General features: G+C 72.3%; 19 protein-coding genes. 12 read left to right on the plus strand and 7 right to left on the minus strand.

What is annotated here, in order from left to right:
- Window positions 1-9: 9 nt before the first annotated feature.
- Both ACVFI9_RS13435 and ACVFI9_RS13440 read left to right on the plus strand, forming a co-directional pair.
- A complete protein-coding gene (locus tag ACVFI9_RS13435) occupies window positions 10-234 on the plus strand; it encodes a DUF3107 domain-containing protein (RefSeq protein ID WP_474762720.1) in 225 nt (74 codons plus the stop codon).
- A 2-nt stretch (window positions 235-236) separates the two neighbouring features.
- Window positions 237-548 (plus strand): hypothetical protein, encoded by a 312-nt coding sequence (locus ACVFI9_RS13440; protein ID WP_474762721.1) that lies wholly within the window; start codon window positions 237-239, stop codon window positions 546-548.
- A gap of 50 nt (window positions 549-598) precedes the next feature.
- On the opposite strand, the gene ACVFI9_RS13445 is transcribed toward ACVFI9_RS13440, so the two are convergent.
- Window positions 599-1,315, minus strand: a complete 717-nt coding sequence (locus ACVFI9_RS13445; RefSeq protein WP_474762722.1) for a ferritin-like fold-containing protein — start codon at window positions 1,313-1,315, stop codon at window positions 599-601.
- Window positions 1,316-1,447: 132 nt separating this feature from the next.
- Here ACVFI9_RS13445 and ACVFI9_RS13450 point away from each other — a divergent pair, with 132 nt between their 5' ends.
- On the plus strand, window positions 1,448-2,968 hold the full coding sequence (locus ACVFI9_RS13450) for a DEAD/DEAH box helicase (protein ID WP_474762723.1): 1,521 nt from the start codon (window positions 1,448-1,450) through the stop codon (window positions 2,966-2,968).
- Between the two features lie 32 nt (window positions 2,969-3,000).
- On the opposite strand, the gene ACVFI9_RS13455 is transcribed toward ACVFI9_RS13450, so the two are convergent.
- Window positions 3,001-3,870, minus strand: coding sequence for a PHP domain-containing protein (locus ACVFI9_RS13455; protein ID WP_474762724.1), 870 nt, complete (start codon window positions 3,868-3,870; stop codon window positions 3,001-3,003).
- Between the two features lie 97 nt (window positions 3,871-3,967).
- Between ACVFI9_RS13455 and ACVFI9_RS13460 the strand changes: the two genes are divergently transcribed.
- Together ACVFI9_RS13460 and ACVFI9_RS13465 are read left to right on the plus strand one after the other, a co-directional pair.
- Complete coding sequence (locus ACVFI9_RS13460) at window positions 3,968-4,990, plus strand: endonuclease/exonuclease/phosphatase family protein (protein WP_474762725.1); 1,023 nt, start codon at window positions 3,968-3,970, stop codon at window positions 4,988-4,990.
- Window positions 4,991-5,122: 132 nt separating this feature from the next.
- Window positions 5,123-6,691, plus strand: a complete 1,569-nt coding sequence (locus tag ACVFI9_RS13465) for an aminopeptidase P family protein (RefSeq protein WP_474762726.1) — start codon at window positions 5,123-5,125, stop codon at window positions 6,689-6,691.
- Between the two features lie 102 nt (window positions 6,692-6,793).
- Here the strand turns inward: ACVFI9_RS13465 and ACVFI9_RS13470 are convergent, their stop codons facing one another.
- Window positions 6,794-7,144, minus strand: a complete 351-nt coding sequence (locus tag ACVFI9_RS13470) for a TIGR02611 family protein (RefSeq protein WP_474762727.1) — start codon at window positions 7,142-7,144, stop codon at window positions 6,794-6,796.
- Between the two features lie 150 nt (window positions 7,145-7,294).
- Here ACVFI9_RS13470 and ACVFI9_RS13475 point away from each other — a divergent pair, with 150 nt between their 5' ends.
- Window positions 7,295-8,716, plus strand: a complete 1,422-nt coding sequence (locus ACVFI9_RS13475) for a M1 family metallopeptidase (RefSeq protein WP_474762728.1) — start codon at window positions 7,295-7,297, stop codon at window positions 8,714-8,716.
- Between the two features lie 78 nt (window positions 8,717-8,794).
- On the opposite strand, the gene ACVFI9_RS13480 is transcribed toward ACVFI9_RS13475, so the two are convergent.
- Window positions 8,795-9,544: a YflT domain-containing protein gene (locus ACVFI9_RS13480; protein ID WP_474762729.1), complete on the minus strand. Its 750-nt coding sequence runs from the start codon at window positions 9,542-9,544 to the stop codon at window positions 8,795-8,797.
- Window positions 9,545-9,621: 77 nt separating this feature from the next.
- On the opposite strand from ACVFI9_RS13480, the gene ACVFI9_RS13485 reads away from it, so the two are divergent.
- From ACVFI9_RS13485 to ACVFI9_RS13500, 4 genes are read left to right on the plus strand one after another with little or no spacing between them, the layout of a single operon-like run.
- Window positions 9,622-10,950 (plus strand): magnesium transporter MgtE N-terminal domain-containing protein, encoded by a 1,329-nt coding sequence (locus ACVFI9_RS13485; RefSeq protein WP_474762730.1) that lies wholly within the window; start codon window positions 9,622-9,624, stop codon window positions 10,948-10,950.
- A complete protein-coding gene (locus tag ACVFI9_RS13490; RefSeq protein ID WP_474762731.1) occupies window positions 10,937-11,458 on the plus strand; it encodes a DUF1003 domain-containing protein in 522 nt (173 codons plus the stop codon). Before ACVFI9_RS13485 ends, ACVFI9_RS13490 begins: the two co-directional genes overlap by 14 nt.
- On the plus strand, window positions 11,445-12,623 hold the full coding sequence (locus ACVFI9_RS13495) for an Mrp/NBP35 family ATP-binding protein (protein WP_474762732.1): 1,179 nt from the start codon (window positions 11,445-11,447) through the stop codon (window positions 12,621-12,623). Before ACVFI9_RS13490 ends, ACVFI9_RS13495 begins: the two co-directional genes overlap by 14 nt.
- A gap of 7 nt (window positions 12,624-12,630) precedes the next feature.
- A complete protein-coding gene (locus ACVFI9_RS13500) occupies window positions 12,631-13,551 on the plus strand; it encodes a cupredoxin domain-containing protein (RefSeq protein WP_474762733.1) in 921 nt (306 codons plus the stop codon).
- 198 nt (window positions 13,552-13,749) lie between these two features.
- On the opposite strand, the gene ACVFI9_RS13505 is transcribed toward ACVFI9_RS13500, so the two are convergent.
- Together ACVFI9_RS13505 and ACVFI9_RS13510 are read right to left on the minus strand one after the other, a co-directional pair.
- On the minus strand, window positions 13,750-15,279 hold the full coding sequence (locus ACVFI9_RS13505) for a pyridoxal phosphate-dependent decarboxylase family protein (RefSeq protein ID WP_474762734.1): 1,530 nt from the start codon (window positions 15,277-15,279) through the stop codon (window positions 13,750-13,752).
- Window positions 15,276-16,736, minus strand: a complete 1,461-nt coding sequence (locus ACVFI9_RS13510; RefSeq protein WP_474762735.1) for an MFS transporter — start codon at window positions 16,734-16,736, stop codon at window positions 15,276-15,278. The genes ACVFI9_RS13505 and ACVFI9_RS13510 overlap by 4 nt, the downstream gene beginning before the upstream one ends.
- Before the next feature lie 55 nt (window positions 16,737-16,791).
- Here ACVFI9_RS13510 and ACVFI9_RS13515 point away from each other — a divergent pair, with 55 nt between their 5' ends.
- The gene (locus ACVFI9_RS13515) at window positions 16,792-18,342 is read left to right on the plus strand and encodes a succinic semialdehyde dehydrogenase (protein WP_474762736.1); all 1,551 of its coding nucleotides are present in this window, start codon (window positions 16,792-16,794) and stop codon (window positions 18,340-18,342) included.
- 28 nt (window positions 18,343-18,370) lie between these two features.
- On the opposite strand, the gene ACVFI9_RS13520 is transcribed toward ACVFI9_RS13515, so the two are convergent.
- Window positions 18,371-18,760 carry a sec-independent translocase gene (locus ACVFI9_RS13520; protein ID WP_474762737.1) on the minus strand — a complete coding sequence of 130 codons (390 nt, stop codon included), beginning with the start codon at window positions 18,758-18,760 and terminating at the stop codon, window positions 18,371-18,373.
- 92 nt (window positions 18,761-18,852) lie between these two features.
- Between ACVFI9_RS13520 and ACVFI9_RS13525 the strand changes: the two genes are divergently transcribed.
- Window positions 18,853-19,485, plus strand: a complete 633-nt coding sequence (locus ACVFI9_RS13525; RefSeq protein WP_474762738.1) for an O-methyltransferase — start codon at window positions 18,853-18,855, stop codon at window positions 19,483-19,485.
- The last annotated feature ends 4 nt before the right edge of the window (window positions 19,486-19,489 follow it).

The following is a 19,489-nucleotide window of genomic DNA, read 5'->3' on the forward strand; positions in this document are numbered from 1 at the left end:
AGGGCCACCGTGGACGTTCGCATCGGCATCCAGAACTCCCCCCGTGAACTCGGATTCGAGACCTCGCAGTCGGCGGCGGAGGTGGAGCAGGCCGTCGCAGCGGCGCTCGCCGGACAGGCGGCGCACCTCAAGCTCACCGACGACAAGGGCACCGTGTACGTGGTGCCGGCCGCGGCCCTCGCCTACGTCGAGATCGGCTCCGAGGAGTCGCGCCGCGTCGGCTTCGTCGCCTGACGATGGAACTCCTGTTCGTGGCGCTCGGCGGGGCGATCCTCGGGCTCGCCGCCCGCTACTCGCTCCCCCGGCGCCAGACGTACGGCAGCGCCCTCGTCCCCGCGATCGGCACGGGAGTCGCCGCCGTCGTGTGGGTCGGGCTCACGTGGCTCGGCTGGCCGTGGGACGGCGCCTGGATCTGGGTCGTCTCGCTCGCGGCGGCGGCTGGGGCATCCGTCGTCGCCGCCCTCATGATCGGGCCGCGCCGCGAGCGCGCCGACGAGGCGCTCTTCGAGCGGCTCGCACGCCCCGGAGCCGCGGCCCGCAAGGCCTGAGGCGCCCGTTGCCGACCGGCTCGGCGACGGGCGTGGGGCCGGGCCTCCGGCTACGCCGTGAGGCCGAGCGCGTCCATGCGACGCGTGTGGTCGGCGATGAGCTCGGTGAACACGGGTTCCACCTGCTCGCCGGCCCGCGCCGAGGCATCCGACCCCCGGAGCGCCGACCGCGCGATGAGGAGGGTGTCGCCCACGAGGCTGCGACCCCAGAGCGCCAGTCGGTCGGCGAGCCGCGGCTCGTCGCGGATCGCGCTGCGCAGCTCGGATTCGAGCAGGACGGCCGCGCCCTCCTCGTCGAGGATGGCCCGCACGCGCGCCCCGAGGTCGGCGGCCAGGCCCTCGGCGAGACGCGAGAAGAACGAATCGAGCATGCCCGCCGTGACGTGGATGCCGAGGAGCAGTTCGTACCAGTCGGCCCCGGCCGTCGCCTGGCGGAACCGGTCGGTGGCCGGCGCGAACGGCGCCATGACGTCGTCGGGCTCCACCTCGAGCCGGCGGATCTCGGCGATGAGCGCGTGGTGCTTGCGCAGGGCGACGCCGGCCGCAGCACTCAGTCCCTCCTTCGACGGGAGCGTCGGCGCGGTCGCGACGGCCTTCGCCAGCCCCTCGAAGAACTCGAGCTGGATGTAGGCCGCCTGCCCGAGGAAGGGCACGGCTTCGGGCACGAGCTCGTGGAAGTCGACGCGCGCGAGCTCCGTCGGGGCGACGCGGGGACGCAGTCGTGTCGCGTCGGGACGCGCACCGCGTCGATTCGTCCGGAACACCACGGGCACAGCCTATCGGAGGCTCTCAGGCAGTCTCCGATAGGCTGGGAGCGCTTGCGGACGTTGGATCCGCGGCCGTGCGCCTGGAGTCGAGACGAGGCGCACCCTCATCAGCGACATTCGACAGGCAGAACTTTGACCACTTTCAGTGACCTCGGCGTCGCGTCCGACATCGTCGACGCGCTCGCCGGGAAGGGCATCATCGATGCCTTCCCCATCCAGGAACAGACCATCCCCCTCGCCCTCTCGGGTCAGGACATCATCGGCCAGGCCAAGACCGGCACGGGCAAGACGTTCGGCTTCGGCCTGCCCATCATCCAGCGCCTCGGCGACGACCCCGAGCCGGGTGTCAAGGTGCTCGTCGTCGTGCCGACGCGCGAGCTCTGCGTGCAGGTGACCGAAGACCTCGAGCTCGCGGCATCTAACCGCCCCACCAAGATCGTGTCGATCTACGGCGGCAAGGCCTACGAGGGCCAGATCGAGCAGCTCAAGGCCGGCGCGCAGATCGTCGTCGGCACCCCCGGACGCCTGCTCGACCTGGCGTCGCAGCGGCTGCTGTCGCTCCGCAACGTGAGCGAGATGGTGCTCGACGAGGCCGACAAGATGCTCGACCTCGGCTTCCTGCCCGACATCGAGAAGATCATGGCGCAGACCCCGGCGACGCGGCACACCATGCTGTTCTCGGCGACCATGCCGGGGCCGATCGTCGCGCTCGCGCGTCGCTTCATGGTGCGCCCGATCCACATCCGTGCGACCGATCCCGACGAGGGACTCACGCAGGCGAACATCAAGCACCTCGTGTACCGCGCGCACTCGCTCGACAAGGACGAGGTGATCGCCCGCATCCTGCAGGCCGAGGGCCGCGGCAAGACCGTCATCTTCACGCGCACGAAGCGCGCGGCGGCGAAGCTCGTCGAGGAGCTCAACGACCGCGGCTTCAACGCCGCCGCGGTGCACGGCGACCTCAACCAGGACCAGCGCGAGCGCGCCATGGCCGCCTTCAAGGCCGGCAAGAAGGACGTCCTGATCGCCACGGATGTCGCGGCCCGGGGCATCGACGTCGACGACGTGACGCACGTCATCAACCACACCATCCCCGACGACGACAAGGCGTACCTGCACCGCGTCGGTCGCACGGGGCGAGCCGGCAAGACCGGCATCGCCGTCACGTTCGTCGACTGGGACGACCTGCACAAGTGGGCGCTCATCAACCGCGCTCTCGACTTCGGGCAGCCCGAGCCGACCGAGACCTACTCGTCGAGCCCGCACCTGTACACCGACCTCGACATCCCCGAGGGCACGAAGGGTCGCCTGAAGCCCACGGCCACGGCCGCTCCCGCGCGCTCGAGCGTGGCCGGCCGCAGCGAGGGCCGGGCTGAGGGCGATGCCGAGCGAGCGCCCCGCTCGCGTTCGCGTCGACGCACCCGCGGGGGCAAGCCCGCCGGCGAGACGGTCGGCGTCGCCGGGTCGGCGGCCGGCTCGGCGGCCGGGTCGGCCGAGAAGCCCGAGACGGCTGCCGCGGCGGTCGCCAAGGAGCCCGGCACCGGAACGCACGACGGCAAGGGCCACGAGCACCACGACGGCAATGCGGCTCCGCGCCGCCGTCGCCGTCGCCGCGGCGGAGGCTCGACCGGCGGCGCAGCTCCCGCCGCGTGAGCCGTCGGCGCCGGCGGGCCGCCGCGTGAACCCTACGGCCTGACCGGCGTCGAGCCTCGACCCTCGGCGACGATGCGCTCGACCACGTCGGCCGCCGTCCAGCACTCGCCGAGCACGTTCGGCTTGCCGGCGCCGTGGTAGTCGCTCGAGCCCGTGACGGCGAGTCCGAACTCGCGGGCGAGGGCGCGCAGGCGGGGCTTCGCGTCCTCGCGGTTCTCGGGGTGGTCGATCTCGAGTCCGAACAGGCCGGCGTCGACGAGCATGCGCAGTCGAGCGGGCGGGATCACCCGCTCGGCGCCGCGCGTGCCGGGGTGCGCGAGCACCGGCACGCCGCCGGCCGCGCGGATGAGGCGCACGCCCGTCAGCGGATCGGGTGCGTAGTGCGGCTGCGCATAGCCCGCGCTCGGGTCGAGGATGCCGGCGAACGCCGCCGATCGCGTGGACACGTGCCCGCGGGCCACGAGTGCGTCGGCGATGTGCGGTCGCCCGATCGTGGCGCCCTCGGTCGTCTGGGCGAGCACGTCGTCCCAGGTGAGGGCGTAGTCGCGGCCGATTCGGCGCACGATCTCCTCGGCGCGCGTCAGCCGCGACTCGCGGATGTGCGCGGTCTCGGCGAGCAGCGTCTGGTCGAGCGGGTCGATGAGGTAGCCGAGCAGGTGCACGCTCATGAAGCCCTCGCGCGTGGAGAGCTCCATGCCCGGGATCAGCACGACGCCCGTCTCGGGCACGGCGGCCGCCGCTTCGGCCCACCCGCCCGTCGAATCGTGGTCGGTGAGCGCGATGCCCCAGAGTCCCGCCGCCGCGGCCTGCTGCATCAGGCGGGTCGGCGATTCCGTGCCGTCCGAGACCGTCGTGTGCGTGTGCAGGTCGGCGATCCCGACGCCGACGGGGGTTTCGGACATCCCTTCATGCTAGTCGGGGCATCCTCACCGCCGACTCCCAGCGGACCGGCGGCGACGCCTCGGCCACGGCTGGGCCTTTCCCCCTATGGTGGTTCGCGTGCTTCTCCGGTTCCTCGCGTGGATGGTCGTCCTCGGCACCGCCGTGGTCGCCGTCGTGCTGGTGTGGCCGCAGGGGTTCGGGCTCCAGAACCAGTGGGTCGCGGCCCATGTCGTCGCGCTCCGCGGCGCAGCTGCCGTGGGCGGCGCGGTGTTCGCCGCCGGCTTCCTGTTGTTCACGATCCCGCGCCCCACTCGGAGCTTCGGCATCGCCATGGCGATCGTGCTCGCGCTCTTCTCCGCAGGCAACGTCGCCGTGCTCGCCGCGCGCGGCATGAGCGGTTCGGATGCCGCGGCCGGCGAGGCATCCGTCACGGTCCTGACCTGGAACACCCTCGGCGAGGTGCCCGACGCCTCGTCGATCGCGACGCTGGCCCTCGACGAGGGCGCCGACGTCATCGTGCTGTCGGAGACCACCGGACCGCTCGGCGAGGAGGTCGCGATCGCCATGCGCGAGGGCGGCAGCCCGATGTGGGTGCACACGGTCGCCTTCGACGAGGTCGCGAAGGCCCGTTCGACGACCATCCTCATCTCGCCCGAGCTCGGCGAATACACGGTCACGTCGGCGCTCGTGCCCGGGCCGCCCGGGAACACCAACACGCTGCCCTCGATCGTCGCCGACCCGGTCGACGGCGACGGCCCGCGCATGATCGCCGTGCACGCGGTCGCGCCGATCCGCTGGGAGCTGCGCAACTGGCGCAGCGACCTCGACTGGCTGGCCGAGCAGTGCGCGGGCGAGGACGTCATCATGGCGGGCGACTTCAACGCGACCGTCGACCACTTCGCCGGCCGGGGCGTCGACGGCGGCGATCTCGGGCGATGCCGGGATGCCGCGGTCGAGGCGGGTGCGGGGGCGATCGGCACGTGGCCGACGTTCCTGCCCGAGCTCCTCGGGAGCCCGATCGACCATGTGCTCGCGACGCCGAACTGGCGAGTGGACGGGTTCCGGGTCATCGGCGAGGTCGACGGGTCGGGCAGCGACCACCGCCCCGTGGTCGCGACGCTGAGCCCCGCCGCCGGCTGAGCCCCGCCGCTCGCTGAGCCTGTCGAAGCGAGACCCCTTCGACCGCTGGCTGAGCCTGTCGAAGCGAGCGGCCCTTCGACCGGCTCAGGGACCCCTTCGACCGGCTCAGGGACCGAATCGCGGAGTGCGAGAATGGTCGGCATGGCGAACACCGACACGAGCACGACCACCGCACGCCCGACGTCGGAGGACGAGGACCGCAACGCCAATCGCTCGACGACGCCCGGGTCCGAGGGCTTCAAGCGCTACATCGGCAGCGGCTGGGCCGAGCGCGACGAGACGCTGCCGCCCGCCCGCGAGCAGGCGCGTTTCGCCGCGGCGCGGCGAGCGAAGGTGTCGGCGGCGTTCACCGGCGTCCGGCTGATCATCCCGGCCGGTGACATGAAGCAGCGCGCCAACGACACCGACTATCCGTTCCGCGCGCACTCGGCGTTCGCGCACCTCACGGGCTGGGGCGCCGACTCCGAACCCGGCGCGGTGCTCGTGCTCGAACCGAACGACGACGCGCACGACGCGACCGTCTACTTCCGGGAGCGCGCCGGACGCGACACCGAGGAGTTCTACGCCGACGCGTCCATCGGCGAGTTCTGGATCGGCCCGCGCCCGTCGCTCGCGCACGTCGCCGCCGACCTCGGCCTCGCCACGCGCGGCATCGCCGACTTCGACGATGTCATCCGCTCGGTCGACACCGCCACGCTCGTGCTGCGCGAGGCCGACCCGTCGATCACCGAGCGCGTCGACCACGCCCGCATCCGGTACGCCGCCGAGGCGGCACTCTCGACCAACGCGTCGGATGCCCCGTTCTCGCTCGAGGTGGGCGGCGAGCACGAGCCCGACGCCGACCTCGCGCGCGTGCTGAGCGAACTGCGCCTCGTGAAGGACGAGTTCGAGATCGCCGAGATGCGCGCCGCGATCGACGCGACCGCGCGCGGCTTCACCGAGGTGCTCGAGGAGCTTCCCCGGATCACCGCCGAGGTCCGCGGCGAACGGGTGATCGAGGGTGTCTTCGCCACCCGCGCCCGCCTCGACGGCAACGACGTCGGCTACGGCTCGATCGCGGCGGCCGGCCCGCACGCGACCATCCTGCACTGGACCCGCAACGACGGTCCCGTCGTGCCGGGCGACCTCGTGCTCCTCGACGCCGGCGTCGAGCGCGACACCTACTACACCGCCGACATCACGCGCACGTTCCCGGTGAACGGCGCGTTCTCGCCCCTGCAGCGGCAGGTCTACGAGGCGGTGCTCGAGGCCGCGGACGCCGCGTTCCGCGTCGTGAAGCCCGGCGCGATCTTCCGCGAGGTGCACGCGGCCGCCATGGAGGTCATCGCCCGCAAGACGGCCGAATGGGGCTTCCTGCCGGTGTCGGCCGAGGAGTCGCTGCAGCCCGAGAACCAGTTCCACCGTCGCTACATGGTGCACGGCACGAGCCACCACCTCGGGCTCGACGTGCACGACTGCGCGCAGGCGCGGCGCTCCATGTACATGGACGGCGTGCTCGAGGCCGGCATGGTGTTCACGATCGAACCGGGCCTCTACTTCCAGCCCGACGACCTCACCGTGCCCGAGGAGTTCCGCGGCATCGGCATGCGCATCGAGGACGACATCCTCGTCACGGCCGACGGCGCCGAGAACCTCTCGGCCGGCATCCCGCGCACGGCCGACGAGGTCGAGGCGTGGGTGCGCGGGGGCGCCGGCGCCTGACGCCGCCTGCGCCACTTCGGCGGCCTCCGCGCCAGGCGAAGTGGCGCAGCGGGCGTGCATGTGGCGCAGCGGGTGGTGAGGCCTGCGTGCGGGCGGCGCGAGTCAGGCCCTCGCGCGCTCGGTCCGCCGCGCCTGCCACCACGCCCAGAAGCGCGCGAGCAGGCGCTTCGTGAAGGCGGCCAGGCGCTTCGCCCACGCGAACTCGGTGCCGAGGATCGCGAGGCCGAGGAAGACGACGAGCCATCCGGGTCCGGGCAGCGGCACGAGGAGCAGCCCGCCGATCGCGATGACGCCGCCGAGCACGCCGACCCCGAGCCGGTAGGCGAGCCGCAGCCGGGGGTGGCGGTCGATCCGACGGCGGATGGCTCGGAGCATCCGCCGGATCGGCCGATCGGGCCGCTCGCCCTCGGCGATCTCGCGCTCGAGTTCGCGCTTGGTGATCAACTGCGCCATGGGCACACGCTATATCGCGAGTCTGGAAATGCACCGCGACTCTGGTGGACCCGCCGCCGCGGGGTCTACATTGAGCACCACTGTCGTACCGAGCCGCGTCAGCCTCGGTCAGGGCAGCACCGTGCAGCACCGCCGAACGCAGGAGGATCCATGCCGTCTCGCCGCCCCGCACTGCTCGCCCTCGGATCGGCGGTCGCCGTCGTCGCGCTGCTCGGCGCGCCATCCGTCGCCGTCGCCGGCCCGGCGGAGTACACGCCGGGCTCCGACGGAGCCGGTGACCCGTACTTCCCGCTGGCCGGCAACGGCGGCACGGATGTCGTGCACTACCACCTCGACCTCGACTACACGCCGGCCCCACCCGATCCGGCACCGCTGGAGGGCCACCTCGACGGCGTCGCCACGATCGACCTCGTCCCGACGCAGGACCTCAGCCGATTCAACCTCGACCTGCGCGGCCTCACCGCCACGCAGGTGACGGTGGCCGGCAAGGCCGCGACCTTCACGCAGACCGCGAACGAACTCGTCATCACGCCGACGAAGAAGGTCAAGGCCGGCAAGCGGGCTCAGGTCGTGGTCACGTACGGCGGCACCACGACGCGTCCGACGGATATCGAGGGCGCGCTCTACGGCTGGGTCACGACCCGAGACGGAGCGATGGTGGTCAGCGAGCCCGACGGCTCGGCCACGTGGTTCCCGGTCAACGACCATCCGACCGACAAGGCGACCTACTCCTTCGAGATCACCGTGCCCGAAGGCCTCGTCGCCGTCGCGAACGGACTGCCCAGCGCCCCTGCGGCCACGGCCGACGGGAGGACCACCTGGTACTGGGACGCACCCGACCCCATGGCCGCGTACCTCGCGACCGCCAGTGTGGGCGATTACGAGGTGAACGAGTACGTCGCCGAGAACGGCACGCCGATCTTCGATGCCGTCGATCCGACACGTCTCGGCGATCCTTCGGCGGCCCTCTCCCTCACCAGCGACATGCTCGTGTTCTTCGAGGGCCTGTACGGGCCCTACCCCTTCAACTCGTACGGCGCGATCGTCGACGACGACTCGGTGGCGTACGCCCTCGAGACGCAGACGCGGTCGTTCTTCTCGCGCACCGCGCGCGAGGGCACCGTGGCGCACGAGCTCGCGCATCAGTGGATGGGCGACCACGTGAGCCCCTACCGCTGGGCTGACATCTGGCTCAACGAGGGCTGGGCCACCTATTCGCAGTGGATGTGGACCGAGCATCGCGGCGGCGGCACCGCGCAGGAGGCCTTCGACGACTACCTGTCGATCCCCGCCGACGACGAGGAATGGAACCTCATCGTCGCCGACCCGGGTCCGCTCGGGCTCTTCCAGAACCCGGTCTACGACCGGGGGGCCGCGACCCTGCATGCCCTGCGCGTGGACCTCGGCGACGACGCGTTCTTCGAGCTGGCGCAGACGTGGGTGGAGCGGTTCGGCGGCGGCACCGCGTCGACGGCCGACTTCATCGCGCTCGCGGAGGAGGTGTCGGGCGAGGAACTCGACGCCTTCTTCGACGTGTGGCTCTACACGGGTGAGAAGCCCGTCACCTGGTAGCGGTCGGTACTGCCGAGCGACGCTCCGAGCGACTCCCCCGAGCGACTCCCCGAGCGCTCGGAGCCCGGAAAGCCGCGCTCAGGACTCGGGGGCGTCGCGTCGCTCGCGGGCGGCGCGACGCGCCGCGTCCTGCGCCTCGCCGTAGGTGAGGCCGCGGGGCTGCTCCTCGACGGGCTCCGCGCCGGTGCCGGATGTCTCGCCGTCCTGCCCGGCGCTGGGCGGCGGGGCGGCGGCCGGCGATTCGGCCGGGGCGGCGGGCGCGGCCGGTGGCACGGCAGCCGGCACGGCCGGAGCCGAGGTCGCCGCCGACGTGCTCCACGGGGTGGCCGTGGCCGGGACATCCGTCGTGCCGAGGACCTGACGCGCGCGCGTGACATGCGCGGGCTCGGCGACGATGAGGTAGCGCGTCGCGAGCACCTGCGCGACCGAGGTGAAGTCGCGGCGGCGACGGTTGGCGGCGTATGAGACGACGCTGAAGATCATGCCGAACCCGGCGCCGATGAGGATCGCCGAGCCGAGGATGCCGAGCGACGCGCCCGTCGGCGCGAAGATGAAGAACAGGAGCCCCAGGAAGGTACCGAACCAGGCGCCCGACAGTGCGCCCGCACCGGCCGCCCGACCCCAGCTGAGCCTGCCCGTGATGCGCTCGACGCTCGTGAGGTCGGTGCCGACGATGGCGAGCTCCTTCACCGGGAAGTCGGCCTTCGAGAGCGTGTCTATGGCGGCCTGGGCCTCGGCGTAGGTCTCGAAGCTCGCCACGGTCTCGCCCTTGGGAAGGGTCGGATATGCGCGGGCCATGCGGCCGCCGAACGGGGATTGGGTGCTCACGCGGCCATTCTCCCACGGGGGCGTGCGAGGCCGCGGGAACCGGCCGGGAATCCCCGTTCGGGGGCTAAGTTGGTACCGTGAGCGCCACGAGAGTCTTCGTCGCCCGACTCGCCGGCTGCGCGGTCTTCGATCCCGCGGGCGACCGGGTCGGCAAGGTGCGCGACGTCCTCGTCGTGTACCGCAAGAACGACCCTCCGCGCGTGGTCGGGCTCATCGTCGAGATCCCCGGCAAGCGGCGCGTCTTCGTCTCGATCGGGCGCGTCACGTCGATCGGCGGCGGACAGATCATCACGACCGGCCTCATCAACCTGCGCCGCTTCGAGCAGCGCGGCGGCGAGGTGCGGGTCATCGCCGAGATGCTCGGTCGCAAGGTCGTGTTCAACGACGGCTCCGGTCAGGCGACCATCGAGGACGTCGCGATCGAGGAACGCGAGCCCGGCGAGTGGGAGGTCGACCAGCTCTTCGTACGCCGCCCCAAGGGCGTCTCGCCGTTCTCGAAGGGCCAGTCGGCGTACGTGACCTGGCGCGAGGTCCGCGAGTTCACCGCGAAGGGCGAGGCGCAGTCCGCCGAGCAGCTCATCGCCACGTACTCCGAGCTGAAGCCGGCCGACCTCGCGAACACCCTGCTCGACCTGCCGCCGCAACGCCGGCAGGAGGTGGCCGCCGAACTGCCCGACGACCGCCTCGCCGACGTGCTGGAGGAGATGCCCGAGTCCGATCAGGTCGACATCCTCGCGAAGCTCGGCGACGACCGCGCGGCCGACGTGCTCGACCACATGCAGCCCGACGATGCGGCCGACCTCATCGCGCAGCTCCCCGAGGAGCGCGGCGAGCACCTCCTCGAGCTCATGGAGCCCGAGGAGGCCGACGACGTGCGCTTCCTCCTCTCCTACGGCGCCGACACCGCCGGCGGCCTCATGACCACCGAGCCCATCATCGTCTCGGCCGACGCGACGGTCGCCGAGGGGCTCGCGCTCATCCGCAGGCACGACCTGCCCCCCGCGCTCGGCGCGGCGATCTGCGTGACGCTGCCGCCGTACGAGCCGCCGACCGGCCGCTTCCTCGGCCTCGTGCACTTCCAGCGCATGCTCCGCTATCCCCCGCACGAGCGCCTCGGCACCCTCATCGACCAGGGCCTCGAACCCGTCCGCGCCGACACCTCCGCCGCCGAGGTGAGCCGCATCCTCGCGAGCTACGACCTCGTGTCGGTGCCGGTCGTCGACGAGAAGCACCGACTCGTCGGGGTGGTGACGATTGACGACGTGCTCGACTACCTCCTGCCCGATGACTGGCGAAGTCATCCCGAGGATCCCGAAGTGGGTCGACGTGCTGCGGCACGGGCCCAGCTGACCACCGGTAGCATCCCGATCCCGCATGGAAGGAGGGCAGGAGATGGCACGCGTTGACGCCGAGAACCGCCGGTTCGACACCCCGAAGGGCATCCGTCGATCGCCCTCGTTCCGCGGGAACGGCGACAGCGACCGGTTCGGCCGGTTCACCGAGTGGGTCGCACGCGGCATGGGCACGCCCGGCTTCCTGCTCGGACTGTCGGTGTTCGCGATCGGGTGGATGGCCTGGAACACGTTCGCGCCCGAGCACCTGCGATTCGACTCCATCGCGATCGGCTTCACGGCCCTGACGCTCGTGCTCTCGCTGCAGGCGTCGTACGCCGCGCCGCTCATCCTGCTCGCCCAGAACCGCCAGGACGACCGCGACCGCGTGCAGATCGAGCAGGATCGCCAGCGTGCCGAGCGGAACCTCGCCGACACCGAGTACCTCGCCCGCGAGGTCGTGGCGCTGCGCCTCGCCGTGAAGGACCTCGCGTCGAAGGACTTCATCCGTGCCGAGCTCCGCGCAGCGATGGAGGAGCTCGACCGGCAGTCCGACGAGGAGGCCGAGCATGCCCAGCGCTGACGCCGCGGCGCTCGAGCAGGGGGTCCGCGCCGCGCTCACGGGCGTCATCGATCCCGAGATCCGCAAGCCCATCACCGAGCTCGACATGGTCGAGTCGGTCGCGGTGGCCGACGATGGTCGTGTCCGCGTCGGCATCCGGTTGACGATCGTCGGATGCCCCGCCAGCGACCGCATCGAGCGCGACGTGCGCCAGGCCGCCGAGACGGTGGTCGGGCCGGGCAACGCGGTCGTCGATCTCACGGTGATGACGCCCGAGCAGCGTCAGGCGCTCACCGAACGCCTCCGCGGCGGTCGCGCGGCTCGCGGGAACCCCTTCGGGCCCGGCACCCTCACGCGCGTGATCGCGATCACGAGCGGCAAGGGCGGTGTCGGCAAGTCGACGATCACCGCGAACCTCGCCGTGGCGCTCGCGGCACGCGGGCTCAGCGTGGGGCTCGTCGACGCCGACGTGCACGGCTTCTCGATTCCGGGACTCCTCGGGCTCGTCGACGAGCACGGCAACGCGGCCCGCCCTACGCGCGTCGACGACATGATCCTGCCGCCCGTCGCCCACGGCGTGAAGGTCATCTCGATCGGCATGTTCGTGGAGCCCACCGATCCGGGCGGGCGCGCGTCCTCGGTGGCGGTCGCGTGGCGGGGCCCGATGCTGCACCGCACGCTGAACCAGTTCCTCACCGACGTCTACTTCGGCGATCTCGACGTGCTCCTCGTCGACCTGCCGCCGGGCACGGGCGACGTCGCGATCTCGCTCGGGCAGCTGCTGCCGAACGCCGAGGTCGTCGTCGTCACGACCCCGCAGCCCGCAGCGGCCGACGTGGCCGAGCGATCGGGCATCGTGGCACGCCAGACCGGCCAGCGCATCGTGGGCGTGGTCGAGAACATGGCGGGCTTCGCGGGACCCGACGGCGGTGTCGTCGAGCTGTTCGGCGCGGGCGGTGGCGCCCTCGTCGCCGAACGGCTCTCCGAGGGTCAGCCCGCTCCCGTTCCGCTCCTCGCGAGCGTGCCGCTCAGCATCGCGCTCCGACAGGGCGGCGATGCCGGCATCCCCGTGGTCGTCTCGGCGCCCGACGATCCGGCGGCCCGCGCCATCGAGCAGGTGGCCGAACACCTGGCCGGCCTGCCCCGATCGCTGGCCGGCCGACGCCTCGACGTCTCGGTGCGGTGATCGAGCGATGAGCCGGATGCCTCGCGCCCACCGTCTCCGCTCGCTCGGGTTCCTCGCCGCCCTCGTCGCCGTGCCGCCACTGCTCGCCGGGTGCGCATCGGCCTCGCCCGAACCGGCGCTTCCCGACGGGCTCGCGGTCTCCATCAAGCAGGGCCGCCTCGACGTTCCGGCGGGCCGCCTCGTCGTGCGCTTCGAGAACCACGGCGCCGCGCCCGTGACGATCGAGTCGTTCGTGCTCGGCACCGCGACCCTGGAGCCGGGGCTCGAACGCTCGGAGGCGATCGACCTCGACGCGGGTGACGCCATCGACGTCCGGCTCGACCTGCCGGCGAGCATCTGCGACGCCGAGCCGAGCCCCGTCGAGGTCGACCTCGAGGTGGCGACCGCCGACGGCGTGCAGGCGGGCCGCCTCACCGCGGAGGACCCGTTCGACACCGTCGCCCGCGTGAATGCGGCCGACTGCCTCGGCGAGTCGGTGGCTGCCGTGGCCGCGATCGTCATGCCGGAGCACCTGCGTTCGACGGGCTCCGGCGCCGAGCGGCGCGCGTTCATCGACGTGCGGATCGAGCCCGAGGCATCCCTTCGACAGGCTCAGGACGGCGCCGCCGATGACCGCTCGATGCGCATCGAGCGCGTCTACGGCACGACCCTCCTGAACGCCGAGGACGGCATCGACTGGACCCTCGGGATCGACGTGGCCGTCGGCGACGCCCCGTTCACGATCAGCCTGCCGGTGCGGCCCGCGCGCTGCGACGCGCATGCGATCGCGGACGACAAGCGCGGTACGATCCTGCCGTTCGAGATCGCGGCCGACGACGGGCGGGCGGGGCGCCTCGATGTGCCGTCGGACGACGGGCTCAAGGCCGAGCTGTACGCGTACTACGGGGAGCGCTGCGGCCTCGAGCTGCCGGCCCGCGCGGCCGGCTGACGCGGCGCGCGCATCCAGAAGTCTCGTTTGCACGGTCACACCCTGCAACCCCGCCTTCTCGATCGACGCGGGCGACCGGATGCCGCATTCGCCCGCCCCACCACACTCCAGAAGTCCCGCATGCACGGTCGCACCCTGCAAACCCGCCTTCTCGACCGACACGGGCGACTGGGGCGGGCGGCAACCGCCGCGAGCGATTCAGTCGCGCGGCTCGACCACGCGGGCGAGCAGCTCGATGAGCAGCCGCTCGGTGAGCGGGCCGGGCAGCGCCTCGACGAGCGCCAGCACGGGCGCGAGTCGATCGGGCAGGGCCCCGCCCGCGCCTTCGCCGCCGAGCAGCCCGAAGGCACCGAGCAGTGCCGCCGCCGCGTCGGAGTCGACCCCGGCGACGGATGCCCCGGCGAGCGCGTCCGCCCCGCCCGGGAGCTGTTCGGCGAGCCCCGCGACGAGCTCGCCGCCGTCGACCGCCGGCACGCCACGCACCCGATCGGCGGCGGCCACGAGCGCGGCCGTGAGCTCGGCGACCACCCCATCCGTCACCGGGGTCACGGTGAGGTGCGTCGTGTGCGGCAGGCGCGTGCCGTCGGACTGGATGCGGCCGGGCTGCAGCTGCACGTGCCAGCCCGATTCGCGCGCGGCATCCGCCCAGTGATGCGGGTCGACCCGACGTTCGACGGGTGCTCGCTCGTCGGCGGCGACGGCGAGCAGCGGGCCGGTGGGCTCGCCGACCACGCGCAGCCCCTCGATGCCGTCGATCGTGTCGCGAAGCTCGCGCGTGGCCGAGGCGGCTCGCGTGGTGAGCTCGCGGAAGCCGCGCTCGCCGAGGACCTGCACCAGTGCCCAGGCGGCAGCGAGCGGGCCGGCGGGCTTCGACCCCGTCATCGTCGGGTTCACGACGGGATACCCCGGCCAGGCGGTCGTCGCGAAGTACTGGTGGCGCTGCCGGTCGCGACCCCGGGTGAGGAGCACCGACACGCCCTTGGGCGCGTAGCCGTACTTGTGCAGGTCGGCCGACAGGCTCGTGACGCCCGGGACGCGGAAGTCCCACAGGGGCAGGTCGTCGGGCCAGAAGGCCAGCGCGAACCCGCCGATGCAGGCGTCGACGTGCAGGGCGATGCCGCGGGGCGCCGTGATCGCGGCGACGTCGGCGATCGGGTCGAGGGTCGCGAACGGATACGACGGTGCGCTGAGCACCACGAGGGCGACGTCGTCGCCGAGGCGCTGCTCGATCGCTGCGGGCGTCGGCGCCCCGGTGCCGGGATCCACCGGCACGAGGTCGAGCGCGAGCCCGAAGTAGTGCGCGGCCTTGTGGAACGCTGCGTGCACCGTCGTGGGAGCGACGATGCGCGGCATGCGCGAGGTCCCGGCTCGGGCGGCGCGCCAGACGTCGCGCGCCGTCTTCACCGCGAGCAGGCAGCTCTCGGTGCCGCCCGAGGTGACCGAGCCGACGACGACCCCGTCGATGGCGGCGGCGTCCCCATGGAACACTCGCCTGGCGAATCCGACGACGTCCGCCTCCATCACGGCGACCGACGTGAACGTGGTCGGGTCGAGCCCGTTGACCGGCTGCACGATGCGTGCGGCGCGGGCGGCGAGGTCGTCGAGTTCGGGAAGCCCCGAGTCGTAGACGTACGAGAGCACGCGTCCGCCATGGGTCGGCGCATCCGCGCTCCGCAGGACCTCCAGTTCGGCGAGCACCTCGTCGGGGCTCCGCTCGAAGGCGCTCATCGCAGCACCGCCGGTGCCGCGGCATCCGCCTCGATATCGCCCTTGCGCAGCGGATACCGGCGCAGCGGCGCGAGGCTCGCGAGCACGAGCCCCGCGGGAAGCAGGCTGAACGCGATCGTGATGCCGGCGATCGCCGCGCCGGGTTGCTCGACCGCGGCCGACCCGGTCGATTCGATGTAGCCGGTGACGGCGAGCACGATCGTGAGGAGCGTCGCGCCGAGCGCCATGCCCGCTGTCTCGCCCGCGGTCCAGACGCCGCCGAAGCTTCCGGCCCGGCCCGCGCCGTGCCGCCTGGCGTCGTGCGAGATGACGTCGGGCAGCATCGCCATCGGGAGCGACTGCATGCCCGCGTAGGCGGCGCCGGCGAGCGCCACCGGCGCGTACACCCACGCACCCGGGGCCCAGAGCATGCCGACGAGGCTCGCCGCCGCGACCGCGAACAGCACGCTCGCGATCACGAATCCCCGCTCCTTGCCGACGCGGCGCGCCACGCGTTCCCATGCGGGCGCGCAGAGCACCGCGGGTGCGATGAGCGCGACGAACAGCGGGGTCACGAGACGCTCGTTGCCGAGCACCCACGTGGCCACGAACTGGGCACCCGCGAGCATGGCGCCCGTGGCCAGTCCCTGCAGCACGAATGCCGCCAGGAGTGCCCGGAACGGGGCGCTCCGACGCAGGGCGGCGAGGCCCTCGACGTAGCCGGTGCCGATGCGCCGTGCGGGCGGGGCGCCCGGCGCCGAAGCGTCCGGCACCGACGCATCCGCCACCGAGACATCTGACGCCGTGGCACCCGGCACGGAGACATCCGCGGCGGTGCCACCCGTCACCCGGTGTCGCGCGGCCGTCGTCGCCGCGACGAGCATGCCGACGCCGATCACCACGCCCGCGACCAGCGCCATCACCAGGTAGCCGAGGCGCTCGTCGCCGGGGAAGGCTGCGCGGATCTCGGGGCCGCCGGCGCCGAACAGCAGGATCGCGACCGTGAGCACCACGACCCGCCAGGTGAGCAGCTTCGTGCGGGCGTCGTAGTCGGGCGTGAGTTCGGCGGGCAGTGCGATGTACGGCACCTGGAACAGGCTGAAGGCGGTGGCGGTGGCGACGAATGCGACGAACACCCAGGCGGCGGATGCCACGGGCACGAGTCCCGCCGGCACCGCGAACGTGAGCAGGAATCCGACGGGCAGCGTCGCCGCACCGATCGTCATCCAGGTGCGGCGGGTGCCGGTGCGGAGGAGGGCGCGGTCGCTCCGCTCGCCGATCCACGGGTCGATCACGACGTCCCAGACCTTCGCACCCGTGACCACGAGACCGGCGAGGAGCGCCGCGACGCCGAGCGTGTCGGTGAGGAAGTACACGAGCACGAGTCCGGGCAGCGTCGCGAAGCCGCCGGTGCCGATCGATCCGATCGCATACCGGGTGACGACGCCGCGGGAGAGGGGTCGCTCCGGTGCGGTCATGGTGGCAGTGTACTCATCCGGCGGGCAAGTGGGACAGTTGACCTAGACTGTGCCCATGCGCGCGCCGACGGCCACCCACGACCTCTTCACGAGCCTCGCCGACGACGTCGTCGCGTCGGGCACCGAGACGATCAGCATGCCCTCCCCCCTCGACGGCGAGGCCATCCACGAGCTTCCGCGATCGAGCGCCGACGACGTGCGCGACGCCGTCGCGCGTGCCCGGCTCGCGCAGCTGGCGTGGGCCAGGGCCGGCTTCGCCGAGCGCCGCCGCGTGCTCCTGCGCGCGCACGACCTGCTGCTCGACCGGCGCGATCTGCTGCTCGACCTCGTGCAGCTCGAGAGCGGTAAGAGCCGTGGCCAGGCGCTCGAAGAGGTGTTCCAGTCGGCGTCGGTGACCCGGTACAACGCCCTGTCGGCGCGCCGCGTGCTGCGCGGCCGTCGCCGTCGCTCCGGTGTCCCCCTCGTCACGACGACCCGGGTGCGATACCGGCCGAAGGGCGTGGTCGGCGTCATCACGCCGTGGAACTTCGCGCTCAGCCTCGCCGCGATGGACGTGGTGCCCGCCCTCGCGGCTGGCTGCGCCGTGGTGCAGAAGGCCGACGACCAGGGTGCGCTCACCATCCTCGCACTGCGCCGTGCCTTCATCGATGCGGGCATGCCCGAGGCGCTCTGGGCCGTCGTCACCGGCACGGCGCACGAGGTCGGCGAGACGCTCACCGACGAGGTCGACTACATCTGCTTCACGGGCTCCACCGCGGTCGGCCGTCGCATCGGCGAGAAGGCCGGCCGGCGTCTCATCGGCGCCTCGCTCGAGCTCGGCGGCAAGAACCCGCTCATCGTGCTCGACGACGTCGACCCGCAGCAGGCGGCGGCGGATGCCGCGTACGCGTGCTTCTCGGCGATGGGCCAGCTCTGCGTCTCGATCGAGCGGCTCTACGTGCACCGGTCGGTGTCGGGCGCGTTCACGCGCGCGCTCGTCGAGCGCCTGCGCTCGGCGGAGGTCGGCACGGCGCACGACTACACCATGGACTTCGGGTCGCTGACCAGCAGCGAGCAGCTCGCGAACGTGCGGGCGCACCTCGACGACGCCGTCTCGAAGGGGGCCACCGTGCTGGTGGGCGGCAACCACCGCCCCGACCTCGGACCCTGGTTCTTCGAGCCGACCGTGCTCACGGGCGTCACCCCCGAGATGCGCGTGTACGCCGAGGAGACCTTCGGCGCGATCGTGTCGCTCTACCTCGTCGACAGCGAGGAGGAGGCGGTGCTCGCGGCGAACGACAGCGAGTACGGCCTCAACGCCGCGGTGCTCACGCGTTCGGCCCGCCGCGGCAACCGCGTGGCCGACGCGCTGGAGGCCGCGAGCATCAACATCAACGAGGGGTACCGCGGCACGTTCAGCTCGGTCGATGCGCCCATGGGCGGCATCAAGGCGTCGGGCGTGGGCCGCCGAAACGGCCCGGAGGGCCTGCTCCGCTTCGCCGACTCGATCACCGTCTCCCGATCGACGGGCCTCATGCAGCTGCCGCGCACCGGGCGCGAGTACGGCACGCTGGCGGAGTTGTTCGTGCTGCTCGCCCGCGTCCTCCGGGGCGTGCGCCGGCGCTAGGCCGCACGCCGGCGGCCGCCGGCCCCGGTCAGGTCGCCTCGGAGTCGAACGGCGCCGGCTCCCCCGCACCGAGCGCGTCGAGCTTGCGCTTGCGCTGCAGGTAGGCGGAGTTCTCGTTCACCGCCGCCCGCGCCACGACGGGCTTCTCCGGTTCGGCGAACGGGTCGACGTCGGTCAGCGCCTCTCGGATGATGCGTCGCGGATCGTACTGGCGCGGGTCGAGCTTGCGCCAGTCGACGTCGTCGAAGTCGGGCCCCATCTCCTCGCGCATGCGGGACTTCGCCCCATTCGCCATGTCGCGCATGGAACGCACGAACCGGCCGAGCTGGGCGGCGTAGTGGGGCAGACGCTCGGGTCCGAGCAGGAAGACGGCGATCACCCCGATGATGAGGAGCTTCTCGAACGTCAGACCGAACACCCCTACAGGATAGTCGGCGGCGAGGCGCGTGAACGCCGTCTTCGCAGGCCCGTAGGCTAATGGGTCGAGAGCCAGCCACCGGGAGTCGCCACGTGTCCGAGAGAGACCTGAACTGGAAGTACGTCGACGACTCGGTCATCGAGACCGAGACGGTCGTGAAGGCCCGCCAGCAGTCCCTCGAGCTCGGCATCGAGCCCGTCTCGCCCGCGGTCGGTGCGCAGCTCGCGGTGATCGCCGCGGCCGCGCGGGCCGAATCCATCATCGAGGTCGGCACAGGGGTCGGGGTTTCGGGCCTCTGGATGCTGCAGGCGGTGCGCGGCGCGATGCTGACGTCGATCGACACCGAGAACGAGTACCAGCAGCACGCCCGCGAGCACTTCGCCGACGCCGGCATCGCGCCGGCGCGGGTGCGGCTCATCGCGGGTCGCGCGAGCGAGGTGCTTCCGCGCATGAACGAGAACAGTTACGACGTGGTCTTCATCGACGCGGATGCCCCGTCGGTGATCGAGTACGTCGAGCACGGCCTGCGCCTCGCGAAGCCGGGCGGCTGCGTACTGGTGGCGCGAGCACTCTGGAAGGGGCGCGTCGCCGATCCCGCCCGACGCGACGACGCCGCAACGGCGTTCCGCGAGCTCATCGCCGAGCTGTCGGCCTCCCCAGCAGTGGCAACGGCCGTCTCCCCTGCGGGAGACGGCCTGTTGCAGATCGTGAAGTTGGGCGCTTGACCCT

This window comes from Agromyces sp. NSFZ, from assembly GCF_056156205.1.

Coding starts and splice junctions, on each gene's coding strand:
- ACVFI9_RS13440 (WP_474762721.1), top strand. CDS start 237: ATGGAACTCCTGTTCGTGGCGCTCGGCGGGGCGATCCTCGGGCTCGCC.
- ACVFI9_RS13455 (WP_474762724.1), bottom strand. CDS start 3,870: ATGTCCGAAACCCCCGTCGGCGTCGGGATCGCCGACCTGCACACGCAC.
- ACVFI9_RS13465 (WP_474762726.1), top strand. CDS start 5,123: ATGGTCGGCATGGCGAACACCGACACGAGCACGACCACCGCACGCCCG.
- ACVFI9_RS13470 (WP_474762727.1), bottom strand. CDS start 7,144: ATGGCGCAGTTGATCACCAAGCGCGAACTCGAGCGCGAGATCGCCGAG.
- ACVFI9_RS13475 (WP_474762728.1), top strand. CDS start 7,295: ATGCCGTCTCGCCGCCCCGCACTGCTCGCCCTCGGATCGGCGGTCGCC.
- ACVFI9_RS13490 (WP_474762731.1), top strand. CDS start 10,937: ATGGCACGCGTTGACGCCGAGAACCGCCGGTTCGACACCCCGAAGGGC.
- ACVFI9_RS13495 (WP_474762732.1), top strand. CDS start 11,445: ATGCCCAGCGCTGACGCCGCGGCGCTCGAGCAGGGGGTCCGCGCCGCG.
- ACVFI9_RS13500 (WP_474762733.1), top strand. CDS start 12,631: ATGAGCCGGATGCCTCGCGCCCACCGTCTCCGCTCGCTCGGGTTCCTC.
- ACVFI9_RS13505 (WP_474762734.1), bottom strand. CDS start 15,279: ATGAGCGCCTTCGAGCGGAGCCCCGACGAGGTGCTCGCCGAACTGGAG.
- ACVFI9_RS13510 (WP_474762735.1), bottom strand. CDS start 16,736: ATGACCGCACCGGAGCGACCCCTCTCCCGCGGCGTCGTCACCCGGTAT.
- ACVFI9_RS13515 (WP_474762736.1), top strand. CDS start 16,792: ATGCGCGCGCCGACGGCCACCCACGACCTCTTCACGAGCCTCGCCGAC.